The organism is Paraburkholderia fungorum, from assembly GCF_046027605.1.
Lineage (GTDB): Bacteria > Pseudomonadota > Gammaproteobacteria > Burkholderiales > Burkholderiaceae > Paraburkholderia > Paraburkholderia fungorum_F.
The window spans coordinates 26995-48229 of record NZ_JAQQEF010000031.1 but is presented as its reverse complement, the minus strand read 5'-3'; the positions used below and the strand labels follow the sequence as shown (position 1 = coordinate 48229).

Sequence of the window (21235 nt, the reverse complement as noted above, 5' to 3'; positions counted from 1 at the left end):
GTACATGTGCTTTTCATCGATCAGACCATCGATCAAGGTCTGATCGAACCGCGTCTCACGGAGGCTTCGACATGAGGCTCTTTATCATCAAACGACTGTTACTCGCCATCTGTACATTGCTGGCCTCGTTGACAGCCATCTTCGTGCTTGTGCGCCTGGTGCCGGGGGATCCTGCCGTCGCCATCCTGGGCGATCAAGCGAGCGCTGCGGCCCTCTCGGCATTGCGAGACCAACTGGGCCTGAATCTGCCAATGTACGTCCAATATCTGTTTTTTTTGCGCGACGTCCTCGAAGGTAATCTCGGCCATTCGCTGTCCAACGGACGAAGCGTTCTGACCGAAGTTGCTGAGGTCCTGCCATGGACGTTTCAGTTGACCGTCGCGTCTATTGTTGTCGGCGTTGTAGTAGGCCTTCCAATAGGCATTTGGGCGGCGATTCGTCGAAAATCATGGCCCGACTACATGAGCAGTCTTTTGTCGATGGCAGGACTGTCATTTCCCGGTTTTGTCTCGGGGATTCTGATGCTGTTGGTATTCGCTATCGAGCTTCACTGGTTCCCAGTCATCGGCAGTTCCACCTCCGGCAGTCCTTGGGGCCAATGGCGGGGTCTCGTGCTTCCCGCCCTTAACTTAGGGCTGATCATGGCGGCCTATGTAACGCGGGTCACTCGTTCTTCGATGCTAGGGGTGCTCAGCGAGGACTATATGCGCACGGCGCGCGCTAAGGGTTTGCGACCGCGCCAACTGATCTTGCGTCACGCTCTTCGGAACGCAATGATCCCCGTCATCACCGTAGTCGGTGTCTATTTTGGCACGCTGATCGGCAACTCCGTATTGACCGAAATCGTATTCAATCGGCCAGGCCTGGGTACGTTGATCCTCGGCGCTTTGAATTCGCGTGACTACACATTGTTGCAGGGACTCATGATCGTATTCGCCAGTTGTGTGATCGTGGTGAACCTGTTGACTGACCTGACCTACGGATGGGTCGACCCTCGAGTGAAATACAAATGAGCACCAACGCATCTACCCAAGATTCTGAAGCCCTGCCACCTTCCTCAGCTGGCCGGCCTATCAGCCTGTGGCGGGCATTCTATTCCAATAGGATCGCCTTGATTGGCATGACCGTGCTAGCGTTGATCGTGCTAGCGGCGATCTTCGCTCCCTGGCTTGCACCGCACGATCCGCTTGAGCAGAACATCGTCTATCGACTGGAACCGCCATCGTCGGACTTCCTCCTTGGAACAGACAGTTACGGTCGTGATGTCCTTTCGCGTCTGATCTACGGTGCACGTATCTCTCTGACGGTCGGCTTTGTTGCAGTAACGATCGCCATGCTTATCGGTTCGTCCCTAGGCATACTTGCTGGCTATGTGGGCGGAAAGGTTGATCAACTCCTGATGGGATTAGTTGATGTGCTGTTGTCTTTCCCAACACTGCTATTGGGATTGATGGTAGCAGCTATGCTCGGCGCAAGTCTCCAACATCTGATCTTCGCGATCGCCATTACAGAGATCGCTCCCTTTGTGCGAATCGCGCGAGCACCAACAATCTCGCTCAAGCAGCGCGACTTTGTTGACGCAGGCCGAGCTCTTGGGTTTGGGCCAATACGTCTGATGTTCGTACATATTCTGCCCAACCTAGCATCGGATGTAGTAGTGCTTGCATCTTTGTGGATGGCTTCAGCGATCCGCACCGAGGCGTCGCTTAGTTTTATAGGACTTGGCGTGAAGCCCCCAATCGCAACGTGGGGCAACATGATACGGGAAGGTTTCGATCACATTCTGGATGCCTGGTGGTTGATCGTCTTCCCTTGCATGGCCATCTTGCTTACGGTGCTGGCTTTGAATCTGTTAGGCGATGCCTTGCGCGATTCGCTTGATCCCAAGTTGCGTGGAGAAGGTCAATGAACTCCGATTCACCAGTTCTGGAACTTAAAGGCCTGCACGTTGAGTTCCGTATTCGCAAGCAATGGCACGAAGCCGTGCGTGGCGTGTCACTCTCAGTGGCAAAGAACGAGACGATTGCGCTCGTCGGGGAGTCCGGCAGCGGAAAAAGCGTGACAGCGCTTTCGATTCTCAGGCTGTTGCCGACTTTCGGTGCTCGCTACACGAGTGGAAACGTTCTTCTCGAGGGGCGCGATCTCACGTCGCTTTCTGAAGAAGAAATGTCACACGTGCGAGGAAACGATGTCGCGATGGTCTTTCAGGATCCGATGACATCCCTAAATCCAACGATGACCGTCGGTGATCAGATCAGTGAAGCTATCTGCCAACACAATAAGGTTTCTCGAGCCTCTGCCCGTGAGCAGACACTCGCCGTAATGCGCGAAGTCGGTATCCCCGGTGCGGAGAGTCGCCTGAACGACTTTCCCCATCAGTTTTCGGGTGGCATGCGACAACGCGTTTTAATTGCCATGGCGCTCGCATGCAAGCCAAAGCTACTGGTGGCTGACGAGCCCACTACTGCCCTCGACGTAACGATACAGGCCCAAATTCTTGCGCTGCTGGCTCAACTGCAGGCCGCGCACGGGATGTCCATCCTTTTCATAACCCACAATCTTGGCGTCGTCGCCCAGATTGCCGATCGGGTTGCAGTGATGTATGCCGGCGAAATTGTTGAATTGGCCGACGTTGAATCGCTTTTCGCTAAACCCACTCACCCCTACACGCGAGCTCTACTGCAGGCAATGCCTCGAGTAGATCTTGACAGCGACGAGCTGCAGGGCATACCCGGTAGAGCGCCCACGTTGGCGGCAATGCCTCGCGGGTGCGCGTTCGCTTCACGGTGCTCATTCCGGCAACCCCAATGCGAACTAGAGCACCCAGCGCTGATGACTGTATCTGACGACAATGATAGTCATATGGTGCGCTGTCCAGTGGTGTTGAAACAATCGCGAAATGATCTGGAGCCGTCGCTATGAGTGAGCTTTTGCGCGTAGAGAATCTGGTCAAGCATTTCACTAGCGGTGGTGGCCTGTTCGGGGCGCCACGTAAGACCGTGCGAGCAGTGAATGAAGTCTCGTTCACAGTCGAACGGGGCGGCTCGATGGGCCTAGTCGGAGAGTCCGGTTGCGGAAAATCGACTGTTGCGCGTATGTTATTGCGTTTGATGGAGCCCGACTCCGGTTCAATTCTGTTTGATGGAATCGACGTACGACGGGCCACGACGTCACAGATGCGCGCGTTGCGACAACGTATTCAGATCGTTTTCCAGGATCCCTATGCATCGCTAAATCCTCGCCGTACTGTTCGTCAGACGCTGGAAGAGCCACTCCGCGTGCACGGTCGGGGAAATCGACGCTCGATCGCTGACAAGGTCGCCAGCACGCTGAGCGAAGTCGGCCTACCAGTCGACGTCCTCGACCGATACCCACATGAATTCTCAGGCGGTCAACGCCAGCGTATCGGCATCGCGCGTGCACTTGTTCTCGACCCGGACATGATCATTGCGGACGAACCTGTATCGGCTCTTGACGTGTCCGTGCAGGCGCAGATTCTCCAATTGCTTTCAAAGCTTCGCAAAGAACGCGGTTTGTCGTTCGTTTTTGTGTCGCACGACTTGGGTGTCGTGCGTCAATTCTGCGACACGGTCAGCGTAATGTATCTAGGCCGAATCGTCGAAAGTGGGCCAACCCGTGCATTGCTCGACACACCCGCGCATCCCTACACTCGTGTTCTAAAGGATTCATCCCCTGTCCCGGATCCACAAGCTCGCATAAGGCTTTCCAAGATCAAGGGAGAGATCCCCTCTCCGACTCGCATGCCGCCAGGTTGCTCGTTCAACCCACGCTGCGAACGCGCATCGGACCGGTGCAGGAAGGAAATGCCAAGTCTTGATGAAATTGTCTCCGGGCGACGCGTGGCATGCTACTTCCCCTTGTCGACTGTCTCTAGCGACGGCAATGCATCGGCGACGAGCTCTGGAAATAACGTCTAACACCAGAAATCTTTCCACTTGAAAGTGCATAAACATAGAAGGAACAGCAATGCACGCTATTGATGAACTTGCGATGTTTGTGGTCAGTCATAAAGATGGTGACTTGCCACAGCAAGCTCGCGAGACTTGCTCGTTGTTGGTTGCTGATCTCATCGGCGCGACTGCGGGCGGGCTGAATTCGCAACTGGCTAAAGCTGCAAGGAACGCAAGCGAACAAATATTTGGTCCAGGCCAGGCAGACGTCTGGTTGACTGGCCCCGCGCTCAGTATTGCTGGAGCGGCCATGGCTAATGCCGCGGCTGCAAGCGCCCTTGACATCGACGACGGCCATCGAGGGGCGGCTGGGCATGCAGGAGCTGGGATCATTCCTGCTGTCCTTGCAATTGGCCAAGCCCTCAACGTGTCCGATCAACGCATCTTCGACGCCCTGGCTCTGGGCTACGATGTGGGCCTCCGGGTTGCCTCTGCTCGCCCAACGCCAACAATAGAGACCTACGCGAGCGGCCGCTGGGTCAATTACGGCGTTGCCGCCGCCGCCGGCTGGATGCTCGGCCTTAATGCGCTCCAGCTCGCGCACGCACTGGGAATCGCTGGCGCCGAGGGGCCAATTGGATCTACTTCGGGCAGCACCGTCAAAGAAATGATTCCTCCCGCCGTGGTGGCCGGCCTGACCGCTGCATTTCGCGCGAAGGCGGGCGGCACGGGCCCGCGTGATCTCCTTGACCGGGACGAACTTTTCAAACGGTCGGTGCTCACCGGTGGATTGGGTGAGCGCTGGCTGCTGCAAGACTGCTATCTCAAGCCATATGCATGCTGTCGTTACATGCACGCGGCTGTAGATGGGATTCTGGCTTTGCGGCATTCAGGAAAGCCGATTAACAGTCTCCGTATCGAAACTTTCGCACGTGGCCTCAAATTGGCAAACGAGCGCGCACCAGAAACTCTCGAAGCTGGCCAATACAGTTACTATTTTAGTTGCGCGCTGGCGGCTCTCCGAGGTGCAGCAGCGTTGCAGCCCGTTGATCCTGAAAGCCTACGCGATCCTGAAGTACTGTCCCTTGCTGCTCGCATTGAACTCGCTGCACACGAGGATTTCGACAATACATTTCCGAACAGCACACCTTGCCGTGTGATCCTGGACCAAGGCGAAGGACCTCAGAGCCTAACCGTGCCCTTTCCGTTAGGGGACGTCGCCAATCCTATGAACAGGCAACAAGTGGCGGCAAAGTTTCGCCAGATCGCGGCGGCGAATCTTGACGCGGATCGACAGCATGAGATCCTGTTCGCACTCGAGCGGTTGACAGATGACGGCTTTCGACCGCTATTCTCTTCACTTAGGGCGCGTCCCGGACACTGAATGCGATGCCGGCGGCGATCGGTCATGGCACAGGGCGAAACAACGCAACCATCCCGAAGACTGACGGTGTTCCCAGATTAGACGGCTAATGTGTATCGCAAGTCGATGCGGGGTCAACCCGACTATATTGTTAAGTCTCTCGAGAGGAGCCGCTGACGATCGCCAGTCGTTTTTGGTCGTTCGCCATCGCGGAGCCTTTGGCAGTTCTCCACGATCACGCCGATGCTCCGCGCGAGCGTCTGCGACGTGAGCCATGTGACATGAGTATTTGAGACGACCGCGTCCCGGCTACGCGAGATAACCCATTGATGACTGCTGGTCCACCCCACCGAATGGCAACTGAAAAGGCAATAACCGACGGTCCCGTCATCTACATCGTTGATGACGACAACGCGATCCGGCTTGGCGTCAGCTCGCTGATGCGCTCCGTGGGCTATCGCGTGGAGGTGTTCGAATCCCCTGACGAATTTCTACGATTTCCGCACTCCGCCGGGCCGGGCTGTGTCATCCTCGACGTGCGGTTCCGCGGAAAAAGCGGTATGGATCTTCATCAGGAAATCGTCAATATCGGCATGCGTATTCCCGTCATATTCATGACCGGCCATGGAGACATCGAGATGGGTGTGAAGGCGATGAAGGCCGGCGCGCTGGACTTCTTTGCCAAGCCCTTCAAAGACCAGGACATGCTCGACGCAGTGGCTCACGGGCTGCTGCGAGATAGTGAGCGGCTCGCGACGGAAGCGGCGTTGGCCGATCTGCGCGCCTCGTATGAATCCCTGTCGCCGCGCGAGAAAGAGGTGATGGCCTTCGTGCTGTCTGGCCTGCTGAACAAGGAAACTGCCTCTAAGATGAACCTGAGCGAAATCACGGTCAAGGTTCACCGAGGACAGGTCATGCGGAAGATGAGGTCGCGCTCTATGCCGGACCTTGTCCGCAAAGCGGAATCCCTGGGTGTCGGGCCCTCTCTGGGCCACGGCGGCCATCAATGAGCGCCACGCACCCGTGCATTTTCCGATATGGTCGCGCGCGCGGGGACGCCGCATTCAATACAGTCGCTAGCGCTTATCGCTGGAGTGAGTCGGTCTGCGTTCATGGCTCGCTTCGTTGAAATCGTTGGAGATTGGTCCATGGTGATTTTGCGTCAGTTACGTATGCGTCGAGCTCTGGTTCTACTCACAGCATATTGATTTGCATGGAATCCTGACCCCCGGGATTTGCATTGAATTCTGACCCACCCGTTGGACCAGCTTTGCGGGCTTTGTCACGTTACCGAGGCGGTCGCGTAGAATTCTTGAGATGAAGAATTCTAAATCGCTCTATCACGGACATCGCTTTCCAGCGGTGGTCATCAGTTGTGCCGTCCGCTGGTAATTTCGGTTTCATTTGAGCTTGCGTGACACTGAAGAGTTGCTGTTCGAGCGCGGCATCGTGGTGAGTTATGAAACCGTGCGCCGCTGGTGCGATAAATTCGGCACCGGTTCGCGCATCGGGTCAAGGCTGTCCCGCAAAAACCGGGCAATACATGGCATCTCGATGAGTTGTTCGTGACGCTGCGCGGTGAACCTTATGTGCTGTGGCGAGCCGTCGACGAGCACGGCGCCGAACTCGATATCCTGCTTCAGAAGCGGCGCGACACGGCCGCAGCCGAACGATTCTTCAGGCGCGTGCTTCGTTCGTGTCCCGTGCCGCACAAGATCGTCACCGACCAGCTACGCAGTTATCCGGCCGCGAAGTCCAGGATCCCCGAGCTGGCAAACGTCAGGCACGTGTACGTGAAGGCTGCAGCCCGTGTGAACAATCGGGCCGACAATAGCCATCAACCTACGCGTGAACGTGAGCGGCGCTTGCGCGGGTTTCTCGACCCAAAACGCACGCAGGCGTTTCTCTCGAACTTCGGACCGATCCGGCAGCACTTCGCGATCAAGCGACATTTGCTGCGCGCGTCTGTCTACCGCAAACAACTCGGCGAACGCTTTGCCGCATGACATCGTTTCACCGAGCTTACCCAAAACCCGTCCGGCTTTTAAGGAAAGCTCCGTCCATCGCACTACTGCGACGCGAACAATTTAACGTGACAAAGCCCTTTGCACTGCCATCGGTGACGTGAAGCGAGTTGGAGCCGCGCAAGATGTACCTATCCACAGAATGGCGCCCGCGTGCCGCTTCATCGCGGGGTTTTGGCTGTGCCGACTATCGGTTCGTCCGGCTCGACATCCAGCGCTCGCATGGCCGCCTGCGCGATTTCAGCGAATACAGGGCCTGAAACGTCACCGCCATAGTGCCTGGCACCTTTAGGCTTGTCGACCGAGACAGCGATCACAAGTCTTGGGTTCCTGATTGGAATGATCCCAACGAACGAGGCGCGATAGGTGTTCCTCTCATAGCCATGGCGAGTGGCGGTGTATGCCGTTCCCGTCTTGCCACCGACGCTGTATCCAGGGACTTGAGCCTGAGGGGCGGTGCCACCTTTTGCGACCACACTCTCCAGCATGGCCCTGACTTCATCACTTGTACGTTGCGTATAAATCTGCGTACCGGTGATCGATGCTTCGTCCGTCTTGTAGAGCGAAAGCGGCACGAGTCTGCCATTGTTCGCGAAGACGGTGTAAGCGTGAGCGAGCTGAACGAGAGAGACGGACACACCGTAACCGTATGACATCGTCGCCTGGTCGATGCGATGCCACTTCCGCCACGGTCTCACGATACCAACACCCGCGCCCGGAAACCCGAGGTCCGGGGATTGGCCGTAGCCCAGCGCAGTGTACATATTCCACATTTCTTCAGGCTTCATCGTCAGCGCTATCTTCGTCGCGCCGATATTGCTCGACTTCTGGATCACGCCCGCCACTGTCAAGGTGCCGAAGTTTGCGTCGTCGGTGATGGTAGCTCCGTCCAGCGAGAAGGTCCGGTTTGTCTCAACGAGCGAATCTGGCGTAAGCCGGCGGAGGTCGAGAGCGAGCGACACGGTAAATGGCTTCATTATCGAACCCGGTTCGAATACGTCCGTCACCGCGCGGTTGCGTAATGCGGGGCCGCGCAGCGCGGACCGGTCGTTCGGGTCATAGCTCGGATAATTCGCGAGAGCCAGAACTTCACCGGTGTGGCCGTCAACAACGATTGCCGAACCGCTTTCCGCATTGCTACTGGTCACAGCCGATCGCAAGGCGTTGAAGGCGCTGTACTGGATGCTGCTGTTCAGCGCGAGCTGGATGTCGGTGCCAGGATGCGGCTCGGTTATGTCGCCAAGATATTCAACTACGTGCCCGACTCTATCGCGGATGGCCAACCTGGTACCGTCCACGGACTTCAGCTTCACGTCCTGCGCAAGCTCGACGCCGTCTTCGCCGCCACCGGCAATGCCGCCAAAGCCGACCAGTTGCGCCGTGACCTCGCCTTCCGGGTACAGGCGCTTGTACTCCGGAATCTGGTAGATGCCCGGGATGTCCAGCGCCTTGATTTCGCCAGCAATGCCAAGCGGCACCTGGTGCTTGAGATAGACAAACGTCTTGTCACTGTCGATCTGGGCGTTGATCTGTTGCTCCGGCATGTCGAGCAGGCGGCCCAGCATTGCAAGTTTTCCGGGTTCAAGGTCGTCCGGAATTGCCTTCGGATCGGCCCAGACGGATCTCACCGGAACATTCGTCGCCAGCAGCATGCCGTTTCGATCCAGTATCTTTCCGCGCTCCGCATGAACATCAATGACATGTTCAACTCGTGACGCGCCCTCCTTCTGGTAGAACTTGTTATCGATAACCTGAATCCAGAGGGCCCGCACCGCGCAGGAAGCGAATGCAACGGACATGAGAATCATGACGATTGTCGATCGGTGGCGGGAAGCGTCTGCCTTCAGAATTGGCGTTTGATTGAATGTGATGTGTTGCCGCATCCCATGATTAGCTGAATGTCGATCCGGGTTCGGGAGACTCTCTACCTTGGCACGCAGGTTCGACATGTTTGCTCGCGCGATGAACTGGCAGATTCAGCTAAAAGCGATCCGAGGAACCGAAACGGTTGAGATGAAGACGCCGGAAACGACAGGGTTAGAAAAGTACGTGACTCGGCCGGGGCGAGTTATGGCGGAGCTTGACTGCAGGTAGCGCGCTCACTGCGCTTGTACCTGCTGGTCGCCGGAAACATGCAGTGCGGGGAGGGAAAGAAACACACTCCCGGACGCAGAAATCGGCGGGGTTAGTTTGCCGACGAGGCCATAGCAGGCCACGCCAGCCACTCCAACCACGCAGCCCCCCCATGGCGCGTCTATATGGCCGCGAGTCTTCGCGGGAGTGTTCTTCTGCGACGCAGTTCGTGTCGTGACGACAGCAGAGCGCGATCTGCGTGCATTCTTTCAACTTCCTTCTTCCGGCTTCGCGGGTGTTCATATGCATCCTGCGGGGTCGCAGTTACATGTCTGGAATGATATGGGTGTGGCAGGCGAAGGCAGAAGCCCGCTGCGGCGAAATCACCTTTGCAGGAAAGGGATAACAGCGCTCGCAGCGCATCAACGCTCGCATGAGAACTGCGAGCCCGAATGCTTGCAGAAACACCTCGACGAGCACGGCGTGTGGTTTGGTGTTCACTGCATAAAAAGGCTGCGCAAAAAAGCGTGGGCTGCGTTGCAGGCAGAAGCGCAAGGTACGCGTCCAGGACGCAGACCGGCGACTGGCGGTCGCACTAGCAAGTACGGTCCAGCGCCGGCGCGGCTCTGACTGCGCGGCGCCTTGCTGGCGTGATTGATCCTCTGCGCGGGATGGTGCCCTGAAACGAAGGGTCGGATGGCTGCAACTATCCGGGGTGGAGCGCGACAATTACAGTGTCCGGTCCTCCGCCGATGCTCCGCTCACCCGGCTCAATTCAACCAGAGTGAACTCGACGTTCTCATCGACAATCTCTCCTTGCAAATAGGTCGTGGTACTCGTCTCTTTCACGATGATCACCGATAGAAGTTCGCGCGAGGATTGAAGTTGAACGCCCGCCGCATCGCATCGTAGGCAGCCTTCGCAGTGTCGCTATTCGCCGGCGGCAGCACGATGTTCAGAATCACATACAGATCACCTGGCGGGTCGCCTGGAATGCCCTTGCCTTTGAGCCGCAAGCGCCTGCCGCCGGCAGAATCCGCCGGCACCGTCATCTCGACCGAACCGTCAGGCGTCGGCACCGTAACCTGCGCACCGAGGCCCGCTTCCCACGGTGCCACTGGCAACTCGAGCGAGACGTCACGCCCGTCCACGCGAAAGCGCGGGTGTTCCCGAAAGTCGATTTCCAGGTAGAGGTCCCCCGCGGTTCCGGGAGTTGCTCCTGCGGCTCCCTGCCCGCTCAGTCGCAGATGCTGGCCCGCGCGAATCCCCTTGGGAATGGACACATTGAGCGTGCGTGTTTCTAGCGAAACATGGCCTTGTTGATCAATCACCGGCATTTGCAGCGAAATCGAGCTCTGGGCGCCGCGATAGGCGTCTTCGAGATCGATCAGTACCTTCGCGTGATGGTCTTCGCCGCGCACATCGAAAGGCTGCTGCCCAGGATGCGCGCCACGCGCGCCGCCGAACATCTTCTCGAAGAGATCGTGGAGATCGGCTTGCTCGCCGGTCTCGTTGCCCGCGCCGCGGAATTCGAAGCCCTCGTCCCAATTCGGCGGCGGCTGGAAGTCCTGGCCGTTGCGCCATTCGCTGCCCATGCGGTCGTAGGCTGCGCGCTTCTCCGGGTCCTTGAGCACCTCATAGGCTTCGCCCAGTTCCTTGAAGCGATCCTCGGCGTCGGTGTGCTTGCTGAGGTCCGGGTGATACTTGCGCGCGAGCTTCCGATACGAACGTTTGACGTCCTCCTGAGACGCGCTGCGCTCGAGACCCAGAGTCTCGTACGGCTTTGTCAACTTGCCGTATTCAGGCGGACTTCAGGATAACTGGCAATCGCTCAGAAACCAGTCGACGGATTTTGGGTGAGCTCAGTGAATCGATGCCACGCGGCAAAGCGTTCGCTGAGTTGTTTGCGGTACAGCGAAGCACGCAGCAGATGTCGCTTGAGCGCGAAGTGCTGCCGGATCGGACCAAAGCTCGATAGAAATGCCTGCGTGCGTTTGCGCTCACGAAAGCCCCGCATGCGACGCTCACGTTCGCGCGTGGGCTGATGACTGTCCTCGGCTCGGTTGTTTAACCGGGCGGCGGCCTTAACGAACACATGCTTGACGTTGGCCAGTTCGCGGATGTCCGCCTTCGCGGCCGGGTAGCTGCGCAGCTGGTCGGTGACGATTTTGCGTGGCACCGGACACGAACGAAGCAGGTGCTTGAAGAAGCGTTTGGCGGCGGCCTTGTCGCGTCGCTTCTGCAACAGGATGTCGAGCTCGGCGCCATGTTCATCAACCGCGCGCCAAAGCAAGTAAGGCTCCCCGCGCAGCGTCACAAACATCTCGTCGAGATGCCAGGTGCTGCCTGTCTTGCGTCGGGCCGCTTTCACGCGGTGAGCAAAGCCTGCACCGAATTTGTCGCACCAGCATCGGATCGTCTCGTACGTCACGACCACGCCGCGCTCGAAGAGCAACTCCTCAATGTCGCGCAAGCTCAACTGGAAGCAAAAATACCAACGCACGGCGCAACTGATAACACCAGCGGGGAAACGGTGACCGTGATACAGCGATTTTGATTTCTTCATCGCGCCATCTGACGCGACGACCCCAACAACCTGACAACGCCGTTGCGATCCATTGCCGGTCCTTCTGGCCGACGCACAGGTGCGGCCGGAAGCATCTGTGATTTGATGACGATGCGGACAGCGCGTGCACCGTGCTTTGCGCGACCCGCCGAGTCCGTTTCCTACATAACTTCGGGGTGGGGGTTGAGTAAGTATAGTGGCGAAATTGACGGTTAGTTGCATTTTCTGTCGAGAGCCGCAAAGGGTGTGCCAAGAATTGGGTCACATCCTAGCAAGGGTGACGGAGATGAAAAGGGCCGGGACACAGAAGTTCACTTTCATGTGGCCGGTAATATGTGCGACGCTCGGCCGCCTGCCGCGCACGGAAGGATGCTGACTACGTCTGCTGATTCAGTGCGAAGACGTGAGCGGGAAAAGTTGATGATGATGTCCATCCCATCAACGCGACATTGTGCAATGGCGAGCGCTGATAAGATCGATCGAAAGCGATACCTGCTATGCCCCCCTCTTGATGCTGATCCCCTTCACCCTTCCATCAGATCAAACTTCACCCTAACCCACCGCAGCACCGTCGACATGCGAAGCATCGCGCGTGCGACAAGGTAGCGCGGCTGACGTCGCGCTGCCGAAGCCCGTTACGATGCATGCCTGTTCATCAATGGTCGCATCCGCGAATTCGGCGCGAGTAACCTTCGCGGGGGACCGGGTTAAGTGCCAGTTGGCTTGCGATCGTCCTAATCTGGATTGCGCTGCGCACGTTGTTATCCGCCGAAATAGGAGCGTTCGTTGTGGACCCGCGCAAACGTCCACAATAAGAACAAGTGTCGGCTTGGATCAGCACAGGCGTTTCTTACCACGCCGGATCAACTCGTTACATTCCACGCGTCCAATTGATGCCCTAGCCTTTTTACTTCCGACCGTGGCATAGTGCGACCACTCATGAGGGGGCCACTCCATGGCAACGACATTGGAAGTAGTTCAGGGAAAAATCAGAAAACTCGAACAGCAAGCGGAGGCACTTATTGCGAAGCAGACATCGGGTGTCATCGAAAAGATTCGCGACCTGATGGAAAAGCACAATTTGACGGCTGCGGATATCGATGCGCACGCTCCCGGCAAACAGCGCTCCCAAAAAACTGCGCAACGACCTACCGGTAAGTCCACTCCATCTGCCGCCAGATATCGCGACCCAAAAACCGGTGCGACATGGTCCGGACATGGACGAGCGCCGGCTTGGATTGCAACCGCGAAGAACCGCGACCGATTTCTGATAGACGCACCTCCTGCGATTGCGAAGCAGGCTCCTGCCAGCAAAACGAAATCAGCGGGAGCTTATGTCCGTGGCCCGCAACGGGCGTTGTATCGCGACCCAAAATCGGGAGCAACGTGGTCGGGACGCGGTCGTGCGCCGGCGTGGCTGGCAAGTGCCAAAGACCGTTCAAAGTTCTTGATTGATGGGGCGACCGCGGCACCAGCGACGGCGTCAAAGACAGACGGGCCGAATGTAGCGACCACGAAAATCGTAGCGAGGAATGCTACAACGAAAAAAGTTGTTGTTAAGAAAGCGCCAGTAGAGAAGTCGCCTGTTGTAAGTAAGAAAACGGCATCGAAGAAGGCTTCAGCATCGTCCGCAAAGAAGGCTGCCGCCAACCGAGGTGCAGACGTCGTGGTCAAGCGTTCTACCCTCAAGAAGGTTGCCGCCGAAAAGACGCCTTCCACGAGGAAGTCTGGCGGCCCGGCCGACATCGTCCCCGAGACCGCTGAAGCGGTCAAAGCCGCGGACGCGCCGGTCGATGTGAACGTCTAAGGTCGAACTCCCCTCACGCACATAGGGACGAGGTAAGTTTGTCCCCATGTCGGCTACTTGCCGCGACCAACCGTGCTCAAGGGTCTTGCCGACATACCAGCTTCGTTGCTCTGGATCCCTGCCCTTGTCCAGCATGGTACATATAGATGGGACCAAGGCAATTGTGCAGCAGGCTGCTGCACAAATTCCACGTCCGGCCAGGCTTGCGCCAGCGAGCGCATATATTTCAGGTTGCGCGGGGAAAAACTGCGCACGTCGGGAACGCAGCTTTCAGGTCCCGGGTAAGCTGGTCTACTACTCCGGCGCCCCCTATCGCTGCCGACGATCCAGGATTTCCCGGCCAATCTGCCAGGACAGCGTCACGAGTTCGCGGTTCGCGCTGGTGACTGCTCGAAGTCGGGCTCGGTCGACCCTCTGTTTGAGTTCACCAAGCCAGTGCCGGTAGTCTTCACCCCATGACTCGCGGGCCAGGTTAACCGTCATGCAGGTCAATGTTCGCCGCTAACCAATGGTCATCATCCGGGCATCGGCAAGTTCGGGCAATCGGGCATTGGGAGCTTATAGATCCAATGGGCGTAAGCGCTTGGAGTCAAGGCAGATAAAAGGGCTAAATATGTTCTGTCAAATAACATGCGGTGGATGGCGTCAGGCAATTTCGACCGCTGGTCCTCCCACGGCTTGAACTTCCGCTCGGACGGACCGGGCTCGCGGCTATGCTTGATAACGGATCGCCATCTGACGCAGTGGGTTCCCTCGCATCAAGGTTGGCGTTTGCCGCTGCCACCCGCGAATTTGCCCGCCGGCTTACGTGAACCCGCAGCTGGCTTGCTGACGGGTTTGCTGCGGGGCTTTTGCGCGCTGAATGGGTTACCGCTGGACAAGCTTGTGCCTTTACCCGCGGCCACAGCGCGTTGCGCCGCAGGCTTGCGTTTGTTTTCGCCACTTTGCGGGCGCGGTTTTTTGCTGAGCACCTGCACGGCGCCCGGCGCAGCTTGTGGCACTTTGGGCTTCTTAGGCTTTTTGGGTTTCTTGATGATCTGGCCCGTCGCGCTAGTTTGCGGCACGCGGTGTTTGGCTTCAAAACCCGGCTCTTCTTCACGGGGCAGCGTTTGCCGGATCGGCGCTTCAATCGCGGCCAGTTGCGGCGCTTCATCGGCACACACAAGGGACACCGCCACGCCGCTGGCGCCCGCGCGGCCGGTACGGCCAATACGATGCACATAGTCTTGCGCCACGATCGGCAGATCAACGTTGATCACCAACGGCAGGTCGTCGATATCCAGCCCGCGCGCAGCCACATCGGTGGCTACCAGCATATGTACTTCGCCCGTCTTGAAGCGCTCCAGCGCACGCAGGCGCGCGGGTTGCGGTTTGTCGCCGTGGATGGTGTCGACCGCATAGCCCGCGTCATCCAGCATAGCTGCCAGGTAATCCACGCGATTGCGGGTTTTGACGAACACCAGCGCATGCTCCCAGTTGTTCTCAGCCACAAGGTGCATGAAGAGGTCAGGCTTGTTCTTTTTATCCACCAGCACCACCCACTCCTTGATCTTGCTGGCCGTGGCATTGGGCGGGCTGACGCTGATATTGACCGGGCCGTGCAGAATGCCCGCCGCCATGGCGCGGATATCATCGGTAAACGTGGCAGAGAACAGCGGGGTCTGGCGCTGAGCGGGCAGTGCTAATGTGACGTGCAAAGGGCTGCCTAACGCCTCTTGGCATTCGTACAAGTGATGGCGTTGTCCGCGATTGGCGGCTGCCTTGCATCAGAGGACAGGAGCGTGACCAGCGCTTATCACGCGCTCAGCCCAAGAAATGTGGCAATGACGATGAAGTCACAAAACCAGTGGCGACCGATTTCAATAGGATCGTTATCCCCCATCACCAACAAGCGAAAATGGTTGGCCCATGACGCGACTTTTACGGCCGAAGGCAGCATCCGAATCGACCTCGTTGATCATGAGCCGTAGTGTTGCGGCTGGGCCGGTCCATCGGTAACGGCGAAAACCAGGCGAGCTCCATTGTCGAGTTCGGCCACTTCCATGGAGCCGAACCGGACCGGCATCGGCCGCTCGTTCCAGTGGTCCAATCGAACTGGAATCGAGCCGGCAACCGCGAGGATCTACCTAGCTAGGGAAATCGGCGCTCAGGGTGGTGGCTTCCCACGCGGCGATCTCGGCGCGCAAAGCCTCCAACTTGGTTTTGACACGCTCCAGCCCGTTGCTGCCCAGAATCAAATGACCCGGAGGCGTTGGTGACTGTACTGCGGCGATGATAGCAAGGGCCGCGCGCGCCGGGTCGCCTGGCTGCGTGCCACTACCGGTCGAGATGGTAGCGCGGCGCCTGCCGGCGCCCGCCTCGTAGGCCTCAATCGGCTTCTTGGCTTGCTTCAGCGAACGGCCTGCCCAATCGGTACGGAACGGCCCGGGCTCAACCGCCGTAACCTTGATCCCCAAATCGGCGGTCTCGGCGGCCAACGCTTCGCTCAGGCCTTCCACGGCGAACTTGCTGGCTGCATAGTAGCCGCTTCCCGGATTGCCAATCAGGCCACCTACGGACGTGATGTTGACGATGTGCCCGGCGCGCTGTTCTCGCATCGCGGGCAACACGGCCTTGATGGTATCGGCAACGCCAAAGAAGTTGACCTCGAACATCTCGCGCACGTCCTGATCGTCGCCTTCCTCGATGGCGCTCAGGTAGCCATAGCCGGCATTGTTGACCAACACATCAATGCGGCCGAAATGTTGCAGGGCTTTTTCAACCGCGTGTTTGATCAGACTGGCTTGGGTTACATCGAGTTCGAGCACCAGTGCGCGTTCACCGTGGCGCTCGTCAAATTCTGCCAGGGAACCGGGTTGACGAGCTGTCACGACAGCACGCCAGCCTTTATCAAGGACGGCACGTGCAAGCTCGCGGCCGAATCCGGTGGAACAGCCGGTAATAAACCAAACGGGTGTGGCCGAGGGAGTGCGAGCGGATGGCATGAGGTTCCTCTGATTAGAACCGCGCGGCAGCTATACCACGCGGTAGGAGTAGCGGGACAAAAAGTATCGCATGTTGGAGCGCATCGCGTGGTCTGCTGCTCCCCTGCATGTCATCGCTCCGATACCCTTTCAAGTAACTTATGTCCTCGGCCGCCGGGGGCGGCAACGCTATTGCGCGCGGTATCGCCAATTACGCGTCTTAGCCGCCGAGAGACGTCGGTCTGTGGCCTTCGCGATAGCGGCGCGCGCATGGAAGGACCTGGATCTTCGCGGTCGGTGTCGCGTCAACGACTGGTCCGGCATACGACCGCGTTGTTCAGCCGCAATGGATCATCTGGGCTAGGTCCTGCTGCTATTCGTTGTAGCCAAAAAGTCGATTCATTACGGAGATGGCGGTGACAAGGAAGCGGCTCCTCCTATCGTCGATGGGTAGACAACGGCCAGTTTCGGACGGCCATCCGGGAGCGGAACGGTGCATCTGGATGTCGCATATCGATCCGCAAAGAGACATCGAGAACTGAGCGTGGTCAAGGGCTAAAGATGAGCGCTTCATCCAGTGAGAGCCTGACCAGTTCATCGACGGCAACCTTCACCTTCGGTTGGAGGTGGCGCGTCTTCTGCCATATCGCGTAAATCGGCATGGTGGTCGAAAGTTCAGGCAGAACCTCGCGCAGCGCGCCCGTTCGCAAGCCGTCTTTGGCCAGCCACCCGGGAAGCTGGGCGAGGCCGCAGCCCGAAATACACGCGCACAGCAGAGCGTCTCCATCAGTCAATTCGTGCCGCGCACGCACGTCGAAATACGACGTTTCGCCGTCGGTCCCGGCAATTAGCCAACCGGGGCGCCCAGTCCGTCTCCAGCCTATGAGGCAGTCGTGCGCAAGCAGGTCGTCGGCAAGCGAAGGAACGCCGCACGACGGCGGCCGAACGTCGTCGGCAGGTCGACGCGCAGCCTCCCGATGGGCTGCTCATGGCCGGTGGAAAGGAAGGCTTCGGTTTGATCGAGTTCTTCGAGAATCCGGCGGCACGTCAGCAGGAAAGTCTCGCCCGCGGTCGTGAGGTCGATGCGCCGCGTCGTTCTATGCAGCAGCTGTACGCTGAGACGCGCTTCTAGCCGCGATATGCTTTTGCCGACCGCGGAGCCCGTAATACCGAGCGTCTCGGCGGCCGCCGTAAAACTGCCAAGGTCGACGGTCGCAACGAATTCTCGAATGCCGGCAAACCGGTCATATGTCATTGATTCAGGAATTCCACGATCGAATGTCTGGAATTTTAACCCCTAACTAAACCTTGAGGCCGAAATTACACTCGTCATCGTGATGGCACCCGCCGTCAAGTTAAACGCGAGGATTGAAATGAAAGCATGGCTTCTCAAGGATTTCGGTCTGCAAAACCTGCAGCCGGGCGAAGTGACTACGCCGGACCCGCAGGCGGGCGAGCTTTTGGTGAAGGTCGGCGCGGTGTCGCTGAACTTCCGCGACAAAGCAATCGTCGACGGCATCTATGAACCGCATCGCGTGCCGAAGCCGCTGATTCCCGTCTCGGATGCCTCGGGCACGATCGTGGCCGTCGGCTCAGGCGTCACGCGCTTCAAGGTAGCCGACCGTGTGAACTCGACGCTCTACTCGCGATGGATCGACGGCGCGCCCGGTCTGGACGAACCGAACTACTGCCTCGGCATGCCTCTTCCGGGTGGCCTCGCGGAATACATGATCATCCATGAGGAGAGCGCGGTTTGCGCGCCCGCGTCGATGAGCGATGAAGAGGCATCGACGCTGCCGATCGCCGCGCTCACGGCATGGTATTCATTGATGGACGTCGGCCGTCTCGAACCAGGGCAGACGGTCCTGGTGCAGGGCACGGGCGGTGTATCCATCTTCGCGGCGCAGATCGCCGCCGCGCACGGCGCGCGAGTAATAGTCACGTCGAGCAAGGACGAAAACCTCGCCAGGGTGAAGGCGTTGATCGGGCGTGGTAACGTCGAAGGCGTCAACTACAGGACGCATCCGGATTGGGAGCGCAAGGTGCTCGAATTAACGAACGGCATCGGCGTGGACATCACAATCGACGTCGCGGGCGGGAACGGTATCAATCAGTCGGTTGCCGCGACGAAGGTGCAAGGCATCATCGCCCAGGTTGGATTCCTCACAGGGCAGACGACTGCCCTGAACCTCATGCCCGTGATTTTTCGCCAGACGACGATTCGGGGCATCGCGGCCGCACCGCGCAGCTCGTTCGAACGTATGAACGTGTTCCTCGATCTGCATAAGATCAAACCCGTCATCGACCGCGTTTATAGCTTTGATGAGGCCGTGCAAGCCTTCGAGCACCTGTCGTCAGGTCCGTTCGGTAAGGTGGTGATTAAAATCGCGAACGTGTAAGTACTGCGTCCGGGCGTTGGCAGTTCCCTCGTCCGGACCTGACAAACCAGCGGTTACTCATAAACCAGTGCAGCGAAAGACCGCAACGGGTCGATACTGTTGCAAGGACTTCCCCCGAGAGTCGAGCTCGGTTGTCTGTGGATGTCAGCCAATGCGTGGCGCAGACGCCGGTGGCCCCGTTGGTTGTTCGGTCATGACAGCTCTCCGGTTTCTTCCACCGCTGTTTTGCAATGCAAACCAAGGAATAGACTGCGTCTTTGCAAACGGGCTTGTTGCCCGGTATGTCGGGCGGGCCACGGTATGAGCCGCACAGGAGAACCCTATTTGAAAACCGGCGATCAGGCATGGAGGTGAACCGGCATGCGCTCTTGAGTCGCCAACAGAATCGTCGGGTTCTTCTGCCGTTCGGTCCAACCTCGTTTCGCTATCGCGTCGAGCAGTAGTGGAGTTTCAAAGTGATCGGGTCATGTCGTTGCAGGTCGTACAGATGGATTCATGGGATGACGCTGCCACGCATCAGCATCGTAGCGCTCGCCCCTGGCGAGCATCGCCCACAGCATTCGGGCGTGTTCGTTGGCGATCGCGATCAGCGTCTTGTAGTAGCCCTTGCGCTCGTGTAGCTGCCTGATCCACCGTTGCAGACGGCCTGCGTGCGCGGGGTCACATGCAGCGCTGACTGCAACGTACTTCGGGCTCCCTGAACAAGCAGTGTTCGTAGATGGACGTTGCCGCGCAAGCTGATGTGTCCCAGTCGTGTCCTGCCGCCTGAGCTGTGCAGTCGTGGCGTCAGGCCGAGCCAGGCACCAAATTGCCGGCCATTGCGGAAGACCTTTGCATCAGGAACCTCAGCGGCCAGCGCACTTGCCGTCACAGGACCAACGCCAAGGAGTTCGCTGGCACGCCGTGCGACGTCACTGCCGAGCATGACTGGCAATCTGCCTGTCGCAGGCGACAAGCCGCGCATTCAGCGCGACCAGTTGCTCACACACTTCCAGCAGCATGGTGCGCACTGGGTCAGGCAGTCTCGCGTCTTCGACCAGACCAGGCAATGCAGCAAGAAGGCGGTCGGCAGAGCGCGCGATCACCATGCCAAATTCAGCGAGCAGCCCGCGTGTCCGGTTCAGCAATGCCGTGCGCTCTTCCTGCCAGCCTGCTCGTACACTGTGTCAGGCAAGAATCGCCTGCTGCTCGACAGACTTGATTGCAACGAACCGCATGGTTGGCTGGCGGGCCGCGATGGCGATCGCCTCGGCATCGGTCGCATCGTTCTTGCCGCCGAGCCTGAACGGTTTGACGAACTCGGCGGCGATAAGACAGGCAGTGTGACCACGTGCTGAAACCACCGGCCCCAGTGATGGGCTGAGCCACAGACCTCCATTGCAACGCGGCATGGGGACAGTCGTTCGGCCCACTTTATAAACGCATCGCGTCGCAACGCGCGTCGCTCGATGACCGCACCCGTCACGTCGAGAACACAGACCGCAAAGACATCCTTTGCCAGGTCGATACCGATGGTAGTAAGCTGGTTCATGACTTCCCCTCCTGTTCAGATTGACGGCTGACACCTCAATCCTGGCACTCGATGCCGCGCGACTCAACGTCGCCTCGAGATGGGGAAGTCCCTCACATTTGAAAAAGTCGTGGTGTATCGCCCTAACACCGCGAGCGAAAACTCGACCTCTCAGATCGTCCCATAAACCGCTCGCGAGCATCGGCTAAGAGTAAAAGCGACCCGTGAAAACTGGGTTAGAACGACAGTCACCGATTTTTTCAACAGTATCGACCCGGAGCGGTCCCTCGACGTGCTCTCAAGCAGCCATTCAAATTCAATTCTCACCCAAAAGCACATTAGTGCCAGACGATGGCTATCGCGATCGCAGTAAACAGACACCACTTTATGACGTAATAGGTGGTTCGATTCCAAGCCTTTAGCCGCTTGCCAGCTAGCCACACGGAGTACACATAGCGGAATACACGATTCAGGCCGCCTGTCCGATCGCCTAGTTCATTCGGCGATGCCGCGGCGCGTAGCAGAAAATCGCCGACTATCCGGATGATCGCCTGCGCCCAGGCGAATTTCATTGGCCTCTCAATATCGCAGAAGAGAATAACGCGGTCCTGCTCCGCGT

Annotated in this window: 15 protein-coding genes and 5 pseudogenes; 10 read left to right on the top strand and 10 right to left on the bottom strand. The window is 58.3% G+C overall.

All coding sequences use genetic code 11. The features are described from left to right. Positions 1-71: 71 nt before the first annotated feature. The 7 genes and pseudogenes from PQR53_RS33350 (at position 72) to PQR53_RS33320 (ending at position 7280) form a co-directional block, all read left to right on the top strand. Positions 72-1013, top strand: a complete 942-nt coding sequence (locus tag PQR53_RS33350) for an ABC transporter permease (protein ID WP_408463904.1) — start codon at positions 72-74, stop codon at positions 1011-1013. Continuing rightward, complete coding sequence (locus PQR53_RS33345) at positions 1010-1909, top strand: ABC transporter permease (RefSeq protein ID WP_408349427.1); 900 nt, start codon at positions 1010-1012, stop codon at positions 1907-1909. The genes PQR53_RS33350 and PQR53_RS33345 overlap by 4 nt, the downstream gene beginning before the upstream one ends. Next, entirely contained in the window at positions 1906-2922 is a 1017-nt protein-coding gene (locus PQR53_RS33340; protein ID WP_408349430.1) for an ABC transporter ATP-binding protein, read from the top strand. The genes PQR53_RS33345 and PQR53_RS33340 overlap by 4 nt, the downstream gene beginning before the upstream one ends. Continuing rightward, positions 2919-3938, top strand: a complete 1020-nt coding sequence (locus PQR53_RS33335) for an ABC transporter ATP-binding protein (RefSeq protein WP_408434220.1) — start codon at positions 2919-2921, stop codon at positions 3936-3938. Before PQR53_RS33340 ends, PQR53_RS33335 begins: the two co-directional genes overlap by 4 nt. Positions 3939-3987: 49 nt before the next feature. Beyond that, positions 3988-5295 (top strand): MmgE/PrpD family protein, encoded by a 1308-nt coding sequence (locus tag PQR53_RS33330; protein WP_408349436.1) that lies wholly within the window; start codon positions 3988-3990, stop codon positions 5293-5295. A gap of 332 nt (positions 5296-5627) precedes the next feature. Continuing rightward, the gene (locus PQR53_RS33325) at positions 5628-6284 is read left to right on the top strand and encodes a response regulator transcription factor (protein ID WP_408349438.1); all 657 of its coding nucleotides are present in this window, start codon (positions 5628-5630) and stop codon (positions 6282-6284) included. 307 nt (positions 6285-6591) lie between these two features. Continuing rightward, positions 6592-7280: pseudogene (locus tag PQR53_RS33320) on the top strand (IS6 family transposase). 179 nt (positions 7281-7459) lie between these two features. Here PQR53_RS33320 and PQR53_RS33315 read toward each other — a convergent pair. Next, positions 7460-9247, bottom strand: a complete 1788-nt coding sequence (locus PQR53_RS33315) for a peptidoglycan D,D-transpeptidase FtsI family protein (RefSeq protein WP_408463899.1) — start codon at positions 9245-9247, stop codon at positions 7460-7462. 535 nt (positions 9248-9782) lie between these two features. Here PQR53_RS33315 and PQR53_RS33310 point away from each other — a divergent pair. Then, a pseudogene (locus PQR53_RS33310) lies at positions 9783-9933 on the top strand (IS3-like element ISBvi4 family transposase); the annotation flags it as partial. Positions 9934-10225: 292 nt separating this feature from the next. On the opposite strand, the gene PQR53_RS33305 reads toward PQR53_RS33310, so the two are convergent. After that, a complete protein-coding gene (locus PQR53_RS33305) occupies positions 10226-11161 on the bottom strand; it encodes a DnaJ C-terminal domain-containing protein (protein ID WP_408463896.1) in 936 nt (311 codons plus the stop codon). Between the two features lie 41 nt (positions 11162-11202). Then, positions 11203-11937 (bottom strand): IS6 family transposase, encoded by a 735-nt coding sequence (locus tag PQR53_RS33300; RefSeq protein WP_408463973.1) that lies wholly within the window; start codon positions 11935-11937, stop codon positions 11203-11205. A gap of 955 nt (positions 11938-12892) precedes the next feature. Here PQR53_RS33300 and PQR53_RS33295 point away from each other — a divergent pair. Next, positions 12893-13744, top strand: a complete 852-nt coding sequence (locus PQR53_RS33295; RefSeq protein WP_408463894.1) for an H-NS family nucleoid-associated regulatory protein — start codon at positions 12893-12895, stop codon at positions 13742-13744. Between the two features lie 53 nt (positions 13745-13797). On the opposite strand, the gene PQR53_RS33290 is transcribed toward PQR53_RS33295, so the two are convergent. The 5 genes and pseudogenes from PQR53_RS33290 to PQR53_RS33270 form a co-directional block, all read right to left on the bottom strand. Beyond that, positions 13798-13965 carry a hypothetical protein gene (locus PQR53_RS33290; protein WP_408463970.1) on the bottom strand — a complete coding sequence of 56 codons (168 nt, stop codon included), beginning with the start codon at positions 13963-13965 and terminating at the stop codon, positions 13798-13800. Positions 13966-14502: 537 nt separating this feature from the next. Next, positions 14503-15435: pseudogene (locus tag PQR53_RS33285) on the bottom strand (helicase-related protein); the annotation flags it as partial. A gap of 435 nt (positions 15436-15870) precedes the next feature. Beyond that, positions 15871-16728, bottom strand: coding sequence for an oxidoreductase (locus tag PQR53_RS33280; protein WP_408463891.1), 858 nt, complete (start codon positions 16726-16728; stop codon positions 15871-15873). Positions 16729-17255: 527 nt separating this feature from the next. Next, complete coding sequence (locus PQR53_RS33275; RefSeq protein ID WP_408463967.1) at positions 17256-17591, bottom strand: LysR substrate-binding domain-containing protein; 336 nt, start codon at positions 17589-17591, stop codon at positions 17256-17258. Next, a complete protein-coding gene (locus PQR53_RS33270; protein WP_408463888.1) occupies positions 17588-17962 on the bottom strand; it encodes a LysR family transcriptional regulator in 375 nt (124 codons plus the stop codon). Before PQR53_RS33270 ends, PQR53_RS33275 begins: the two co-directional genes overlap by 4 nt. A 118-nt stretch (positions 17963-18080) precedes the next feature. Between PQR53_RS33270 and PQR53_RS33265 the strand changes: the two genes are divergently transcribed. Then, complete coding sequence (locus tag PQR53_RS33265; RefSeq protein ID WP_408463885.1) at positions 18081-19106, top strand: zinc-dependent alcohol dehydrogenase family protein; 1026 nt, start codon at positions 18081-18083, stop codon at positions 19104-19106. A gap of 464 nt (positions 19107-19570) precedes the next feature. Here PQR53_RS33265 and PQR53_RS33260 read toward each other — a convergent pair. Both PQR53_RS33260 and PQR53_RS33255 read right to left on the bottom strand, forming a co-directional pair. Next, positions 19571-20637 (bottom strand): annotated as a pseudogene (locus PQR53_RS33260) (IS110 family RNA-guided transposase). A 317-nt stretch (positions 20638-20954) separates the two neighbouring features. Beyond that, positions 20955-21224, bottom strand: a pseudogene (locus PQR53_RS33255) (lipid A hydroxylase LpxO); the annotation flags it as partial. Positions 21225-21235: the final 11 nt, after the last annotated feature.